Source organism: Amycolatopsis japonica, assembly GCF_000732925.1.
GTDB lineage: Bacteria > Actinomycetota > Actinomycetes > Mycobacteriales > Pseudonocardiaceae > Amycolatopsis > Amycolatopsis japonica.
Map to the genome: position 1 here is coordinate 3,665,826 of NZ_CP008953.1, position 14,816 is coordinate 3,680,641.

A 14,816-nucleotide genomic window follows, 5' to 3' on the forward strand; every position below is an offset into this window, starting at 1 on the left:
AAGGAAGTGCTGTGCGCAGCAGATCAGTCCGGCTCGGTGTGCTGTCCCTGACCATCGCCGCCGGTGTCCTCGTGCCCGTTCAGACCGCTTCGGGCCAGACACCGACGACCGACTACACCCTCGCCGTGGACGCGGCGGGACGTGGTGCCACGATCGACCGTTCGATGTACGGCGTCTTCTTCGAGGACATCAACCGCGCCGCGGACGGCGGCCTGTACGCCGAACTCGTGCAGAACCGCTCCTTCGAGTACGACAAGGCCGACAACGCGTCGTACACCCCGCTGACCTCGTGGGCACCCACATCGCTCAACGGGGGAACCGGCACGGCGACGGTGGCCGACGACGACCGGCGGCTCAACGAACGGAACCGGCGCTATCTCAAGCTCGAACTCACCCGTGGCGAGTACGGCGTCGCGAATTCGGGCTACAACTCGGGGATCCGGGTCGAGAAGGGCAAGCAGTACGACTTCTCGGTGTTCGCCCGGACGGATCGCGCGGCGGGCACCCCGCTCACGGTGGCCGTCACCGATCCGGCGGGGAAGGCGCTCGCCGATCCGCTGCGGGTCCAGGTCCGCGGCGACGGCTGGGTGCGCTACACCGGCACCGTCCGGGCGCGGGAGTCGAGCGCGCTGGGCAGGCTCGCGCTGACCGCGTCCGGCGGTGGCACGCTGCGGCTGGACATGGTGTCGCTCTTCCCGCGCGAAACCTACAAGAACCGCCCCAACGGCATGCGGACCGATCTCGCGGAGAAGATCGCCGCGCTCAAGCCCGGTTTCGTCCGCTTCCCCGGCGGCTGCCTGGTCAACACCGGCAGCCATCAGGGCTACGAGGCGCCGAACTGGGAGCGGAAACGCTCGTACCAGTGGAAGGACACGATCGGCCCGGTCGAGCAACGGGCCACGAACGCGAACTTCTGGGGCTACAACCAGTCTTACGGCATCGGCTACTACGAATACTTCCAGTTCTCCGAGGACATCGGCGCGATGCCGCTGCCCGTGGTGCCGGCGCTGGTCACCGGCTGCGGGCAGAACAAGGCGACCGACGATCCGGCGCTGCTGCGGCGGCATATCCAGGACACCCTCGACCTGATCGAGTTCGCCAACGGCCCGGTCACCTCGACGTGGGGCAAGAAGCGGGCCGAGATGGGACATCCGGCGCCGTTCAACCTGACGCATCTCGGCGTCGGCAACGAGGAGAACCTGCCCGACGAGTTCTTCACCCGGTTCACCGAGTTCCGCAAGGCGATCGCGGCGAAGTACCCGGGGATCACCGTGATCAGCAATTCGGGACCGGACGACACCGGCACGACGTTCGACCGGCTGTGGGACCTGAACCGGAACGCGAAGGTCTCGATGGTCGACGAGCATTACTACAACAGTCCACAGTGGTTCCTGCAGAACAACCAGCGGTACGACTCCTACGACCGCAACGGCCCGAAGGTGTTCCTCGGCGAGTACGCGTCTTTGGACAACAAGTTCGGCAACGCGCTGGCCGAGGCCGCGTACATGACCGGGCTGGAGCGCAACGCCGACGTCGTCAAGCTCGCGTCGTACGCGCCGCTACTGGCGAACACCGACTACGTGCAGTGGAAGCCGGACATGATCTGGTTCGACAACCAGCGCTCGTGGGCTTCGGCCAGCTACGAGACGCAGAAGCTGTTCATGACCAACGTCGGTGATCACGTGGTCCCGAGCAAGGCGTCCGCCACGCCTGCCACGGTCGCTCCCATCTCGGGCGCGATCGGCCTCTCCACCTGGGCGACGAGCGCGGCCTACGACGACGTCAAGGTCACCTCCGCCGACGGCGCGCAGCTGTTCGCGGACGACTTCTCCGGAGACGATTCACGCTGGTCGAAGGTGGCCGGACGGGGATCGTGGGCGGTGTCGAACGGGGCCTACGTCCAGTCGGATCAGGCGGCCGAGAACACCCTCGTGACCGCCGGCGATCCCTCGTGGAGCAACTACGACTTCTCCGTGAAGGCGACCAAGACCGGCGGCAAGGAAGGCTTCCTGGTCGCGTTCGGCGTGAAGGACACTGGCAACAACTACTGGTGGAACCTCGGCGGCTGGAACAACACCGTCTCGGCCGTGGAGAAGACCGAAGGCGGCGGCAAGCAGACCCTGCTCCAGAACGACACGAAGATCGAGACCGGCAGGCAGTACGACCTGCGGGTCGAGGTCCGGGGCCGTCAGGTGACGCTGTTCCTCGACGGACAGAAGTGGGGCTCGTTCACCGACGACAAGGTCGCCGAGCCGTTCCGCCAGGTCGTCACCCGCGACGTCAAGACCGGTGAACTGGTGGTCAAGGTGGTCAACGCGCAGGCTTCCGCGGCCCGGACCCGCGTCGACCTCGGCACTCGCGTCCAGCCTGGCGCCACCGCCCGCGTGACGACGTTGCAGGGCTTGCCGGACGACGTCAACACCGCCTTCACCACGCCGATCGCACCGCGCGAAACCCGCTTCTCCGGCGTCTCGAACACCTTCACGTACACCTTCCCGCCGAACTCCGTGACGTTCCTGCGGTTCCCGGCCCGAGTGAGGGGATGACCATGACCATCGACCGTCGTGACCTGTTCAGAGCGGGAGGCGGGCTGCTGGCCGCCACCGCCGTCGGAAGCCTGGCACCGGGTACGGCCCAAGCCGCCGAAACCGCTCCCGTGCCGTTGACCACGCGGAACCCGTTGGTCGAGCAGCGGGCCGATCCGTTCATCACCCGGCCGGTGAACGGGATGTACTACCTGACCGGTTCGGTGCCCGAGTACGACCGCATCGTCGTCCGCGGTGCCGCCACGCTCGACGGCCTGGCCACCGCCAGGGAGACGACGATCTGGCGACGTCCGTCGTCCGGGAAGATGGGCGGCCATATCTGGGCGCCGGAACTGCACCGGATCGACGGGCGCTGGTACGTGTACTTCGCCGCGGGCGATTCGGACGATGTGTTCCGCATCCGGACGTACGTGCTGGAGTCCACTTCGGACGATCCGCGGGCGGGCACGTGGGTGCTGCGCGGGCAGATGGTGACGAAGTGGGACACCTTCACCCTGGACTCGACGACGTTCGAGCACCGCGGCAAGCGGTACTTCGCCTGGGCGCAGAGCGAGCCGGGAATCGCGACCAACAGCAATCTGTACCTCGCCGAGATGGCGTCACCGCTCGCGCTCAAGGGCGACCCCGTCCGGCTCGCGGTGCCGACGCTGCCCTGGGAGATCCAGGGGTTCAAGGTCAACGAAGGGCCGGCGGTGCTCGTCCGCAACGGGCGGGTGTTCATGACCTACTCGGCGAGTGCCACCGACGCCCGCTACTGCATGGGGCTGCTCACCGCCGACGAACGTTCGGATCTGCTGGACCCGCGCTCGTGGACGAAGTCGCCACAGCCGGTGTTCACCACGAACGAGGCGACCCGGCAGTACGGGCCCGGGCACAACTCGTTCACCGTCGCCGAGGACGGCTCGGACGTCCTCGTGTACCACGCCCGCGACTACCGCGACATCACCGGCGACCCGCTGTACGACCCGAACCGGCACACCCGGGTGCAACGGCTGTACTGGAACGACGACGGGACGCCGAGTTTCGGTGTACCGGTCGGCAAAGGCGGCCCGTGCGTACGACTGTCCCCGTTGGACGATCCCGCGTTGCACGTGCGGCATTACGAGTACCGGCTGACCGCCGACGGCAATGTCCGCGAGCTGGCCGATTCCCAGTTCCGCATCGTCGCCGGGTTCCGTGGCGCGGGCACCGTCGCATTGCAGTCGGTCAACTTCCCGGACCGGTACGTCCGCGTGGTGGACGCGGCGACCGTGCGGATCGATCCGTACGACGAAAGCGACGCCTACGGCCGGGCGGCGAGTTTCACCCAGGTGCCGGGCCTTTCCGACCGGCTGGCGGTGTCGTTCCGCCTCCCGGGTGAACCTGCCACCTATTTGGCCCACGACAAGGGAAGGATCTTGGTCTTCCGTCCCGGTGCCGCGGTGCGGGATCGTCAACGGGTCAGCTTCCGGCTCAGCTGAACTCCCTGGGAGGTTGAACGCAGTGCTGCGAACACGCCCCATCGTCCTGGCCCTGGCGATGCTCGCCGGGACGCTCGTCGCGACCGGCTCTCCGGCGGCCGCCGACGTCCAGTCCTATCTCGACGATCCACGAAAAGTCTCCGAAGGACAGGAGCCACCGCACGCCCACCTTCGTCCGTACGCGGACGTTTCCGCCGCGGCCCGCCGCGACGAACGCGGTCCCTACACGATGTCGCTCGACGGCAAATGGCGGATCGCCATGGCGGACAACCCCTCTCAGGTGCCGAAGGGGTTCCACGACGACGGATACGACGCGTCGAGCTGGCGTGAGGTGTCGGTGCCGCACACCTGGCAGACGGACGGTCTGGACCATCCGATCTTCCGCAACATCGCCACCGAGATCCAGCCCGACGACCCGCCACGCGTCCCGCGTGACGTGAATCCGACCGGCGCCTACGTCCGCGATTTCACCCTGCCCGCCCAGTGGTCGGAACGCGAGACCTTTCTGCGCTTCGAGGGTGTCACGTCGGCGTACTTCGTCTGGGTGAACGGGACGTACATCGGCTACGACCAGGGCGGCTACACGCCGGCGGAGTTCGACATCTCGTCCGCGCTGCGGCCGGGTCCGAACCGGATCGCCGTGCAGGTGCACCGCTGGAGTGCGGGTGCCTACCTGGAGGATGTCGACCAGTGGCGGTACTCGGGCATCTTCCGCTCGGTGACCCTGCACTCGACGCCGGGCACGTTCATCCAGGACGTCGGGCTGACGACCGACCTCGACGCGACCTACACCGACGCCATCCTCAAGGCCGCGGTCGAGGTCGCCACCAAACCCGGCGGAACCGCGGGCAAGCACCGCGTCGGGCTCAGCCTGCGCGACGCGGCGGGCAAGGAGGTCGGGACCACGAGCGGGGAGGTCGACGCGGGCGGCAAGACCGCGTTGAGCCTGCCCGTCCGCAACCCGGCGAAGTGGACCGACGAGACGCCGAACCTGTACACGGCCGTCCTCACGCTGACCGCGCCCGACGGCCGCGTCACACACATCACCAGTGAGACGACCGGGTTCCGCGAGATCGAGATCCGCGACAAGCAACTGCTGGTCAACGGGAAACGGGTGCTGTTCAAGGGCGTCAACCGCGCCGAGACCGACCCCGACCACGGCAGGCACGTGCCCCGGCGCGCGCAGGAGCGCGACGTCGCGCTGATGAAGCAGCTCAACGTCAACGCGGTCCGCACCTCGCACTACCCGTCGGATCCCTATTTCTACGAACTGGCCGACCGGCACGGGCTCTGGATCGACGACGAGATCGACATCGAGACCCACAACCACGAGAACTGCGCCCGCTATTGCCAGGCGAACGACCCGGCCTGGCGGGACGCGTTCTTCGACCGCATGATCGGCATGGTCGAACGGGACAAGAACCATCCGAGCGTCTTCCTGTGGGACACCGGCAACGAGGCCGGCCTCGGCGCGCATCACTTCGCGCTGGCGGAATGGCTGGACGCCAACGAGCCGACCCGGCCGATCTACCACCAGTCGAACAGCCCGGACGGCGACGCGCCGTTCGCCGACGTCTGGGGGCCGCGGTATCCGTCGCCGGAGAAGTTCGCCGAGCAGGCGAAGAACACCACCAAACCGCTGATCTTCGGCGAGTACGCCCACGCGATGGGCAACAGCCTCGGCAACTTCCGGGAGTTCTGGGACACGATCCGGGCGAATCCGCAGACCCAGGGCGGGTTCATCTGGGACTGGGCGGAGCAGAACATCCGGCAGCCGATCCGGCTCACCCCCGATTCGTCGGGCAACGCCATCTCCGCGCATCTCAGCGGAAAGCCGGATCTGGTCGAAGGTCATCGCGGCAAGGCGCTGGCGTTGTCGGGCCTTGACGATTTCGTCGAGGTCTACCGCGACCGGAAACTCGACATCACCGGGAAGGCGCTCACGCTGGACGCCTGGGTGAAACCGGGGAAGTGGACCGGTGACTTCCGCATCCTCGGCAAGGGCGACCACCAGTACGCGTTGAAGATGAAGACGCAGGACACACTGGAGTTCTTCATCCACAGTGGAACGTGGCAGGCGGTGCAGGCGAAGGTGCCCGCCGACTTCTACGGCGACTGGCACCGGGTGAGCGGCACCTACGACGGCACGACCCTGCGGCTGTACGTCGACGGCAAGGAGATCGGGAGCAAACCGTTCACCGGCGCGATCGACTCGTCCTCGGCGGAGGTCAACATCGGCCGCGACTTCGAGACGTCATGGAACGACCCGTCGACCATCGGCTGGATGGGCCGCGGAGCCGTCGACGACGTCCGCATCTACGACAAGCCGTTGTCCGCCACGGAGTTGTCCGGCACGGCTCCCGCGGACGGGGCCGTGCTGGCGCTGGACTTCGACAGTGTCACCGAGCGGGGGAGCCATCTGTCGTACGGCTCCAGTCTGTCCGGTGTGGACGGTCTGATCGGCTCGGATCGGTCGGTGCAGCCGGAAACCGCGCAGATGGCATGGGCGCATCAGCCGCTGCGCTTCGCCTACTCGGGCGGCACGGTCTCGGTGACCAACGAGCGGCAGTTCAAGGGCACCGACGAGCTGAACCTGCGGTGGCGGATCCAGGAAGGCTCTCGGGTGGTCGCCCGGGGCGAGCAGCCGTTGCGGGTCGGGCCCGGGTCGACCGGAAAGGTCGCGGTTCCGGTGCCGCCGAATCCCGCGGACCGCGAACGGTTCCTCACCGTCGAAGCGGTGACGACCCAGGGCGAGCCGATGCCGGCGCGAGGACATGTCCTGGCGCACGATCAGTTCTCCTTGGGCGGGAAGCGGGTTCCGGGCTTGGACAGGACTCCGCTCGACGGGAAGTCCGTCGGAGTCGTCGAGGACGCCGCATCGGTGACGGCGTCGGCGGCAGGCGTCACGTATCGGGTCGACAAGGCCGGCGGCACGCTGACGTCCATCCGGCATCAAGGCAAGGAACTGCTGAGCGGCGGGCCGAAGCTCGACGCGTGGCGGGCACCGATCAGCAACGAGACGTTCGCCTGGGGCAGGGCCGAGGGCGAGGACTGGCGCAAGGCCGGGCTCGATCGGCTGAAGACCACGGTCACGGGCGTCCGGGTCGAGAAGGACGGCTCGCGCGGGGTTCGGGTGATCGTCGACAGCCGGGTCGCGGCGCCGGACGTCGCCGGGGCGTGGTTCGACCAGACGATGACCTACACCGTCGACCGGACCGGGACGCTGAGCCTCGCCAATCGGGTGATTCCGCAGGGGAGTGTGCGCACTCTGCCGTATCTGCCGCGGATCGGTGTCTCGCTGGCGGTACCGGACCGGTATGACCGGTTCGCCTGGTACGGACGGAAAGCCGAGAGTTACGTCGACCGCAAGGACGGGACGCCGATCGGCGTGCAGTCGAGCACGGTGGACGAGCAGTACGTCGAGTACCACCGGCCGCAGGACCACGGCAACCACACCGACAGCCGGTGGGCGCTGCTCACCGACGGCCGGACCGGTGGCCTGCTGGTCGGGGGCGCGAACGACGTCAGCGTGACGCCGTTCGACGATCTCGACCGGGCGGCGTACCCGTTCCAGTTGCAGCGCAACAAGGGCTGGTTCACGCTGCACGCCGGTCACGCGGTGACCGGGGTCGGGGACACGCCCAACCCGGTGCGGGAACGCAGTCAGGTCCAGCCGGACAGCACGTACGAGTACACGCTGTCGTTGCGTCCCTTGACCGCGCAGGAAGCGCGGGCGGGGCTGCCGACCGGCGGCTGACCTTCGGCCTCGTGAGTGGTGAAGGCCTCCTTGCCTACCCGGAAAGTAGGGAAGGAGGCCTTCACCGCTGTCCGGTTAGAGCCCGAGCGATTGGAGGCCGAATTGCTTCCGTCGAAGTGGAGGTCCATTTCGCCATTGAGGCCTGTCGTGGATGTCTTCCGCTCGCACTCGCGAGACCCCGGGTGATCCGGTCGTAGGACCAAGCGGTGTCGAAACACATACGGGCGGCCGCTGTCCGGGTGATGTCAGGCGTGGGTCGGACTCTTCGTCCTCGCAGTCGCTAGTCTTGATCTTCGACTGCGAGGGAGACTGAATTCATGGCGGAATGGGCCGATCTGGTCGCGTTCGTACGGCACGAATATCGGGTGGTGAAGGACGAACCGGACGAAATTCGCATCCGGTTGTCCTACGGTGACGACGACTACGAAGAGCGGGCCCAAACCGTGGTCATCGCGCGGGAGATCTTCGACCGCCGCGAGGACTGGGTGCAGATCGCGACGCCTTTCGCCCGGGTCGACGAGGTCGACCTGGCGACCGTGCTGACCGAGATCGGCAACACCATCGTCGTCGGGGGATTGGTGGTCATGGGAGAGCATCTGGTGCTGCGCCATTCCCTGCCGTTGGTGAATCTCGACATCAACGAGTTCACCGATCCGCTCGAACTCGTCGCGGGTTCGGCGGAGCTGCTGGAACAGCAGTTCACCGGACGCGACGACTACTGATCCCCGGGATCTCCTCGAAGGAGGTCACGCGTTCGCATTCCTCCTCGGTGAGTTTGTCGATGGCTGCCCGGTACGCCTGCGCTTGAGCCGTGCCGGGCAGCTGTCCGCCCAGGAGAAGCGGAAGCCCGAGTTCGAAACCGCAGCGGGCCCGTGCCCCGTGGCGGTGCCGGGCGCGGGCGACCGCGGTGGCGACGCGGAGCCCGTGCTCGGTGCCCGGCGGCGTCGCGGGACGGTCGGTTTCGATGGCCGCGAACCGGAATCCGTCGGCCTGGTCGCATTTGTCGCAGCCGACGGGACCCGATCCGAGGTGGCTGCCGCAGTCGGCGCAGGTCAACCTGTCGTATGCGGCGTCGACGATCCGCCACTCGAACACGGAAGTGTCGTCGACGACCGATTCGGCGAGGTCGGTTTCCTCCGTCGTCCCAGGGGAGACACCGTATTCCGCGAGGAACAGCCGCCAGCGGTCTTCGATGCTCGCCTCGACGGCCGCCAAGGCCTCGGCGGGGCGCCCGCCGCGTGGAAGAGCGGTCATGGGCGGATTCTATTTCGCGCGGATGAGAGTGTCCGCGTCGATGCAGAGGCGGCCGTCGTGGGGGACGACCGTCAGCTCGTGCGTTTCCGTGGGGGAAGGGCGGCCGTCGCGGTAATGCAGGGTGATCCGGACCCGGACGGTGGTCGCGGAGGTGGCGGACGCGCTGTGCACGTCCACCGCGCTGATCCTGCCCCAATGGGCTTCGTAATCGCTCTGGCCGCGGCGTTGGAGGTTCGGGCCGATCAGCGGCCAGCCTGCCCGGGTGTCCGGCATCAGGCGGTAGTAGGCGGTGACGAACTGGGCGATGTCCTCGTTCGTGGCGGGCTGGGGCACCGTGGACGTCGTACTGGTCGTGGTGCTGGTCGTCGGGCTCGGCTCGATCACGGCGGGAATCGGTGTCCCGGCCGTCTGGAACGACCCCGCGAAATGGACGCCCACGAAAATGGCCGCCAGCAACGAACCCGAGATCCCGAGGATCAGGAACACCAGCCAGGCGTTGACCTGTGAGTGCCGCACGTTGTAGACGTTCGTCGTTCCGGTGGTGCTCGGGCAGCCACCGTCGCGGCGGACGAGTACCTGCGAGATACCGCTGATCAGCCCGGTCGCGAGGGTGAACGCGACCACCAGGCCCCAGGCCAGGAAGTTGGTCTTGAGGTCGGTCGCGAAATTGATCGCCGTGCCGAGGGCGGCCGCGATGCAGGCGCCGAGCAAGGACCAGAACCATGTCGAACCCGCCCGGTTCAAGATCTTCTCCTTTGCCGAAGCCGTCGGCTTACAACTCGCGAGGCGGCAAGGCCTTGTTACGACGGGCGCCGTCCGTGGCCCTATCGTGATCGGCCTACGCGGTTTGGGGGGCGGATGACATCGTCGCGATGGGGTGGCCTCGCGGCTCTGCTGGCGGGTTTCTTCGTGCTCCTGCTCGACACGACGATCGTCGCCGTGGCGAGCCCGAGCATCCAAGCCGACCTCGGCGGGGACGTCTCCGCGCTGTTCTGGGTGACGGCGGGCTATCTGCTCGCGTTCTCGGTCCCGTTGCTGGTCGCCGGCAGGCTCGGCGATCTCTTCGACCCCAAGTGTGTCTACCTTTTCGGCATGGGAGGCTTCGCCGTCGCCTCCGCGCTGTGCGGGCTCGCGCCGTCGATCGGCTGGCTCATCGCCTTCCGGATCCTGCAAGGCCTCGCGGCGGCCGCGATGTCGCCTCAACCGCTCACGCTGATCCGTCGGCTCTTCGCCGACGATGAGCGAGGCCGCGCTTTCGGTATCTGGGGCTCGGTGGCGGCGGCCGCCACCCTGCTCGGTCCGGTGCTGGGCGGACTGCTGACCGCGAGCCTGGACTGGCGCTGGATCTTCTGGGTGAACGTGCCGCTTTGCGCCGCGGCCGTCGTCATGGGCGTTCGCCTGATCCCGGGAAGCCGGGGAGGCACCGCCCGTTTCGACCTGCTCGGCGCCGCGTTGAGCACGGCCGGTCTGAGCCTTCTCGTCTGGGCGCTGCTGTCGTGGAGCCCGCTCTCGTTGCCTGCCGCCACCCTCGCCGTCGTGCTTTTGGTCGGTTTTTGGTTCCAAGAACGCAGACAAGGCGCGGACGCGCTCGCGCCCTTGCGCCTCTATCGCTCGTCCGGGTACTTGTCCGCGAGCCTCGCGATGGCGTCGCTCGGCGCGACCGTGCTCGCGATGGCGCTTCCCACGATGCTGTACATCCAGGAAATGCGAGGCTTCGGCCCGATCGAGGCCGCGCTGGTCCTCGCACCGGACGCCGTCGTCGCGATCCTGCTGTCGCCACCGGCCGGCCGCTGGGTCGACCGGGTGGGCGGGCGCCGACCGGCGATCCTCGGCATGAGCCTGCTCGCGACGAGCCTGCTGCTCATCGGGCTGGTGGTGGTGCTGAACCTGAACCCCTGGTGGATCTCCGTGGGTGCCGCGCTGCTCGGCGCCGCCAACGCGATGGCGTGGTCGCCGTTGTCCGCCATCGCGATGGCGTCCGTCGATCCGGAGGCCGCGGGTGGCGCTTCGGGTCTGTTCAACACGGTGAGGCAGGTGGGTGCGGTGGGCGGCGTCGCGGTGACCGGCGCGATTCTGGCGGGGTTGGAATCTCGGCCGGGGCTGGGTTTTGGTGTTGTCTTCGGGTTTGTGGGCGTTGTCGCTGTGGGTGGGGTTGTGGCGGCGTTTCGGCTTCCAGGGGTTGTGCGGGTCGAGGTTGGCTGATTCGGTTTTCGCCGAGGGGTGAGCGGGCTTTCTTGCCGCAGGAGCCGGGGCGGGTGTGGCAGCAGTTGTGCGAGCTGCCGTACCACCGTGGCTCGAACGCCGGAATCAACGGCTCTGCCAACCCCAGAGCTCATCCGGCACCAGCAGCTGCGACAACCGATCCGCCACGGCCAAGTTCGTCGCTGACGAGCAATCAATCACCATGTAAGACACGCTCTAAATCACTCTCCAGTGTTGTTCGTGCGTTTCGCTGGTTGCTTGAAATTACGAACACGTGTTCGATTTCTTCGGGTATTATGGAGGGGTGTCCGAGACCTTCCTCCCCGAGTTGCCGCAGGAGCTGTGGCGTGCCGGCAAGCTGGAGCTTGCCCATGGCGTGCAGCAGGCGTTGCAGGTGATTCGAATCGCGACCGCCTGTCTGGGGCAGTTTCTGGCGGAGATCGAGTCTCGGGGCGCCAAAGACTTGTACGGGCATGGCAGCACGGCCAGCTGGCTCGCCGAGATCGCAGGGCTGTCACGCGGTGAGGCAGGACCGATCGTCAAGCGGGCCATCGCCTTGAACCCGACGCGGGCGTTGGATGGCACGGAGGTTCCGCCGGTCGCTCCCGCGACTGCCGCGGTCGCCGCTCAGGGGTTGGTCGGGGATGAGCGGATTGATCAGATCCTGGAGATCTTGAAAAACCTCCCCGCCGACATTTCGGCGGAGGAGCGGGAGGGCGCGGAGCAGATCCTCGCCAATCTCGCCCCGAACGCCGGTCCCCGGCAGCTCGCCAAGGCCGAGGCGAACTTGCAGGACTTGCTCAACCCTGACGGCAACGAACCCAAAGACCCCGAGCCCAAGGAACCACGCCGCGAGATCACCCTGGAACGCCGCAAAGACGGGTTCTGGAAACTGACCGGTCTTCTCGATGACGAGACCGGTGCTCGCACGGCGGCGGCGTTGGAGGCGCATGCCCAGCCGCGGCCGGTGGATGAGTTCGGGCAGGCGGATCTGCGGATGAAGTGCGAACGCATGGGCGACGCCTGGGCCGAACTCCTCGACCTGGCGATCGCCTGCCCCGACCAGCCCGGCACCAGCGGCTACCGCACCCTCGTCCACGTCACCATCGGACTCGACGAACTGAAGTCCGGCCTCGGCACCGCCTGCCTCGACTTCGTAGGGACGATGACGGCACGGGAAGCCCGGCTCGCCGCCTGCGACTGCCTGATGGTGCCGGTCGTGATGGGTGCCTCGGGTGAACCACTGGATATGGGGCGGCTGAGACGGTTCGTCACCCCAGGCCAACGACGCGCGTTGAACATCCGCGACGGTGGCTGCGCCTTCCCCGGCTGTCATCGGAAGCCGAAGAATTGCCACGCTCATCATATTCATCATTGGGCGGACGGCGGGCCGACGGATCTCCGGAATCTGGTCCTGTTGTGTGGTTTCCATCATCGGCTGATTCACCACGGCGACTGGGAAGTACGAATGGCGGCCGATGGGTTACCGGAATTCATCCCACCCCAATACAGGGATCCGCTCCGAAAACCTCGGCGCAACACCCTGCATCACGTCTGAACCCCGAAGAGCCCGTCGGCCACGCCGGCGACGGGCCCTTCGGCATGCCCGCCGGACAGAACATGAGTGGTTATCGTCTTCCGAACATGAGCCCCTGCGTGGTGATCATCTACTCCGTGAGGGTCCCTGCCTGAAGGAAGCATTGAGTCTCAGGGGCTCTGACACAGATGAAGTGCTACCGCCTTCGAGCACCTTTACGTTGGGGCGCGGGTCACTCTGTGTGGACCCGAAGCGGCGCTTATCGAGTCCCTGTGTTCGGCCCGCAACCCAACCTAAACCGCCGAATCCCAGCCACTTCGAAGGCCCACCCGCCGCGACATCGACCTCGAACCACACCTGCCCGGCTGCCGCGCGGCACGGATGCACGACTGCCTCGGCAGCCGGGAGTTCCGGTGAATCCGGCCAGGAAAGAACGCGCCGCGCGCCGAACGGTCGCGTTCCGCCTGCCGGCGCAGAGCAGAGTCGAGCAGCCACGAGAGCATGCCCAAAGACCTTAGGCTTGATGCCGTCGCGCGAGCGCCTCCGAACCTTGGGCGAGCAGCGTGACGTCGGCGCCGACCAGGACGAACGAGGCGCCGGCGTCGAGGTAGCGCTGAGCCTGCGCCGGGTCGAACGCGTTGACTCCCACTGGTTTTCCCAAAGCGAGGACGGCCTCGAACGTGCTCAGGACGGCCGCGGTGACATCGGGGTGCGTCTGCTTCCCGAGCAGGCCCATCGAGGCGGCCAGATCGGACGGCCCGACGAACACCCCGTCGACGCCGTCGACCGCGGCGATCTCGGCGGCGGCCGCGACCCCCGCCGTCGACTCGATCTGGACGAACAGCGACGTGAACTCCTCGGCCTTCGCGAGGTAATCCTCGACCCGGTTCCAGCGCGCGGACCGGGAGAGGGCACTGCCGACACCGCGCACGCCTTGCGGCGGATAGCGGACGGCCCGCACGACGTCTTCCGCCTCCTCGGCGCTGTCGACCATGGGCACCAACAGGTTCTGGGCGCCCAGGTCGAGCAGCTGCTTCAGCGCGACCGCGTCGCCGGACGGAGCGCGCACCATCGGCGTGATCGGGTAGGCGGCGATCGTCTGCAGCAACGCCTGCACGGTCTCCAGACCGGCGGGGGAGTGCTCGGTGTCGACGAGCAGCCAGTCGAGCCCGGAGCCCGCGCAGATCTCGGCGACGACCGGACTGCCCGACGTGACCCACATGCCGATCCGCGGCCGCTCGCCCAGCCGATCCCGGAACGGCGGATCTAGACGAAGCGGCATGTGATCGCCCCCAGATCCCGGTAGTCGGCGGTCACGGTGTCGCCGGGGTGCACCCACATCGGCCGTGTGAAGGACCCCGCCAGCACGATGTCGCCCGGGTCGAGCTTGTCACCGTGTTGAGCGAGTTTGTTCGCCAGCCAGGCGACACCGTTCGCGGGGTGGTTCAGCACCGCGGCGGCGACGCCGGACTCCTCGATGGTCTCGTTCCGGTACAGCAGCGCCGAAACCCACCGCAGGTCGACGGCGTCCACGGCGACCGGGTTGCCGCCGTAGACCATGCCGCCCATGGCCGCGTTGTCGCTGATCGTGTCCACGATGGTCCGGCCAGCCATCTCGATGCGCGACGACAGGATCTCCAGCGCGGGCACCACGTACTCGGTCGCCCGCAGCACGTCGAACACCGTGGTGTCCGGTCCGGCGAGGGAATCACGGAGTACGAAGGCCAGCTCGACCTCGATGCGCACGTTCGAGAACCGGCTGTGTTCGATCACGGAACCGTTCTCGAACACCATGTCCGCGAAGATGGCGCCGTAGTCGGGTTCGGTGATCCCGGTCGCCGCCTGCATGACCTTCGACGTCAGCCCGATCTTGCGGCCGACCGGACGGCGACCCGCCGCGATGCCCCGCCGCCGCCATTCGTTCTGCACGGCGTACGAATCCTCGACGGTCATGTCCGGATAGCGCGCCGTCAGCAGCGGGATCGTCTCCCGCGCCTCCTCCGCGGCCGCCAGTTCGTCGGCGATCGCGGTGATCGTTTCCTCTTCGAGCATGTCCCCTG

Annotated in this window: 10 protein-coding genes; 6 read left to right on the forward strand and 4 right to left on the reverse strand. The window is 67.4% G+C overall.

The features are described from left to right. Positions 1–11 precede the first annotated feature (11 nt). The 4 genes from AJAP_RS17150 (at position 12) to AJAP_RS17165 (ending at position 8,485) form a co-directional block, all read left to right on the forward strand. Positions 12–2,546 (forward strand): alpha-L-arabinofuranosidase C-terminal domain-containing protein, encoded by a 2,535-nt coding sequence (locus tag AJAP_RS17150; protein WP_038512814.1) that lies wholly within the window; start codon positions 12–14, stop codon positions 2,544–2,546. Positions 2,547–2,548: 2 nt separating this feature from the next. Then, positions 2,549–4,006 (forward strand): family 43 glycosylhydrolase, encoded by a 1,458-nt coding sequence (locus AJAP_RS17155; RefSeq protein WP_228694965.1) that lies wholly within the window; start codon positions 2,549–2,551, stop codon positions 4,004–4,006. A gap of 22 nt (positions 4,007–4,028) precedes the next feature. Then, positions 4,029–7,763 (forward strand): glycoside hydrolase family 2 TIM barrel-domain containing protein, encoded by a 3,735-nt coding sequence (locus AJAP_RS17160; RefSeq protein WP_038512819.1) that lies wholly within the window; start codon positions 4,029–4,031, stop codon positions 7,761–7,763. Between the two features lie 317 nt (positions 7,764–8,080). After that, a complete protein-coding gene (locus AJAP_RS17165) occupies positions 8,081–8,485 on the forward strand; it encodes a hypothetical protein (RefSeq protein ID WP_037338675.1) in 405 nt (134 codons plus the stop codon). Here the strand turns inward: AJAP_RS17165 and AJAP_RS17170 are convergent. After that, a complete protein-coding gene (locus tag AJAP_RS17170) occupies positions 8,463–9,017 on the reverse strand; it encodes a hypothetical protein (protein ID WP_038512822.1) in 555 nt (184 codons plus the stop codon). The genes AJAP_RS17165 and AJAP_RS17170 overlap by 23 nt on opposite strands. A gap of 9 nt (positions 9,018–9,026) precedes the next feature. After that, complete coding sequence (locus AJAP_RS17175) at positions 9,027–9,761, reverse strand: hypothetical protein (RefSeq protein WP_038512825.1); 735 nt, start codon at positions 9,759–9,761, stop codon at positions 9,027–9,029. A gap of 114 nt (positions 9,762–9,875) precedes the next feature. Between AJAP_RS17175 and AJAP_RS17180 the strand changes: the two genes are divergently transcribed. Then, complete coding sequence (locus tag AJAP_RS17180) at positions 9,876–11,219, forward strand: MFS transporter (protein ID WP_038512828.1); 1,344 nt, start codon at positions 9,876–9,878, stop codon at positions 11,217–11,219. Between the two features lie 304 nt (positions 11,220–11,523). Further along, complete coding sequence (locus AJAP_RS17185) at positions 11,524–12,777, forward strand: HNH endonuclease signature motif containing protein (RefSeq protein WP_038512830.1); 1,254 nt, start codon at positions 11,524–11,526, stop codon at positions 12,775–12,777. 493 nt (positions 12,778–13,270) lie between these two features. On the opposite strand, the gene AJAP_RS17190 is transcribed toward AJAP_RS17185, so the two are convergent. Next, entirely contained in the window at positions 13,271–14,038 is a 768-nt protein-coding gene (locus AJAP_RS17190) for an HpcH/HpaI aldolase family protein (RefSeq protein ID WP_038512833.1), read from the reverse strand. Further along, complete coding sequence (gene hpaH, locus AJAP_RS17195; RefSeq protein WP_038512837.1) at positions 14,023–14,808, reverse strand: 2-oxo-hept-4-ene-1,7-dioate hydratase; 786 nt, start codon at positions 14,806–14,808, stop codon at positions 14,023–14,025. The genes AJAP_RS17190 and hpaH overlap by 16 nt, the downstream gene beginning before the upstream one ends. Positions 14,809–14,816 lie beyond the last annotated feature (8 nt).

Excerpts from the sequence above, each read along its gene's own strand:
- AJAP_RS17155 (WP_228694965.1), top strand. The coding sequence starts at position 2,549 with ATGACCATCGACCGTCGTGACCTGTTCAGAGCGGGAGGCGGGCTGCTG.
- AJAP_RS17165 (WP_037338675.1), top strand. The coding sequence starts at position 8,081 with ATGGCGGAATGGGCCGATCTGGTCGCGTTCGTACGGCACGAATATCGG.
- AJAP_RS17170 (WP_038512822.1), bottom strand. The coding sequence starts at position 9,017 with ATGACCGCTCTTCCACGCGGCGGGCGCCCCGCCGAGGCCTTGGCGGCC.
- AJAP_RS17180 (WP_038512828.1), top strand. The coding sequence starts at position 9,876 with ATGACATCGTCGCGATGGGGTGGCCTCGCGGCTCTGCTGGCGGGTTTC.
- AJAP_RS17190 (WP_038512833.1), bottom strand. The coding sequence starts at position 14,038 with ATGCCGCTTCGTCTAGATCCGCCGTTCCGGGATCGGCTGGGCGAGCGG.
- hpaH (WP_038512837.1), bottom strand. The coding sequence starts at position 14,808 with ATGCTCGAAGAGGAAACGATCACCGCGATCGCCGACGAACTGGCGGCC.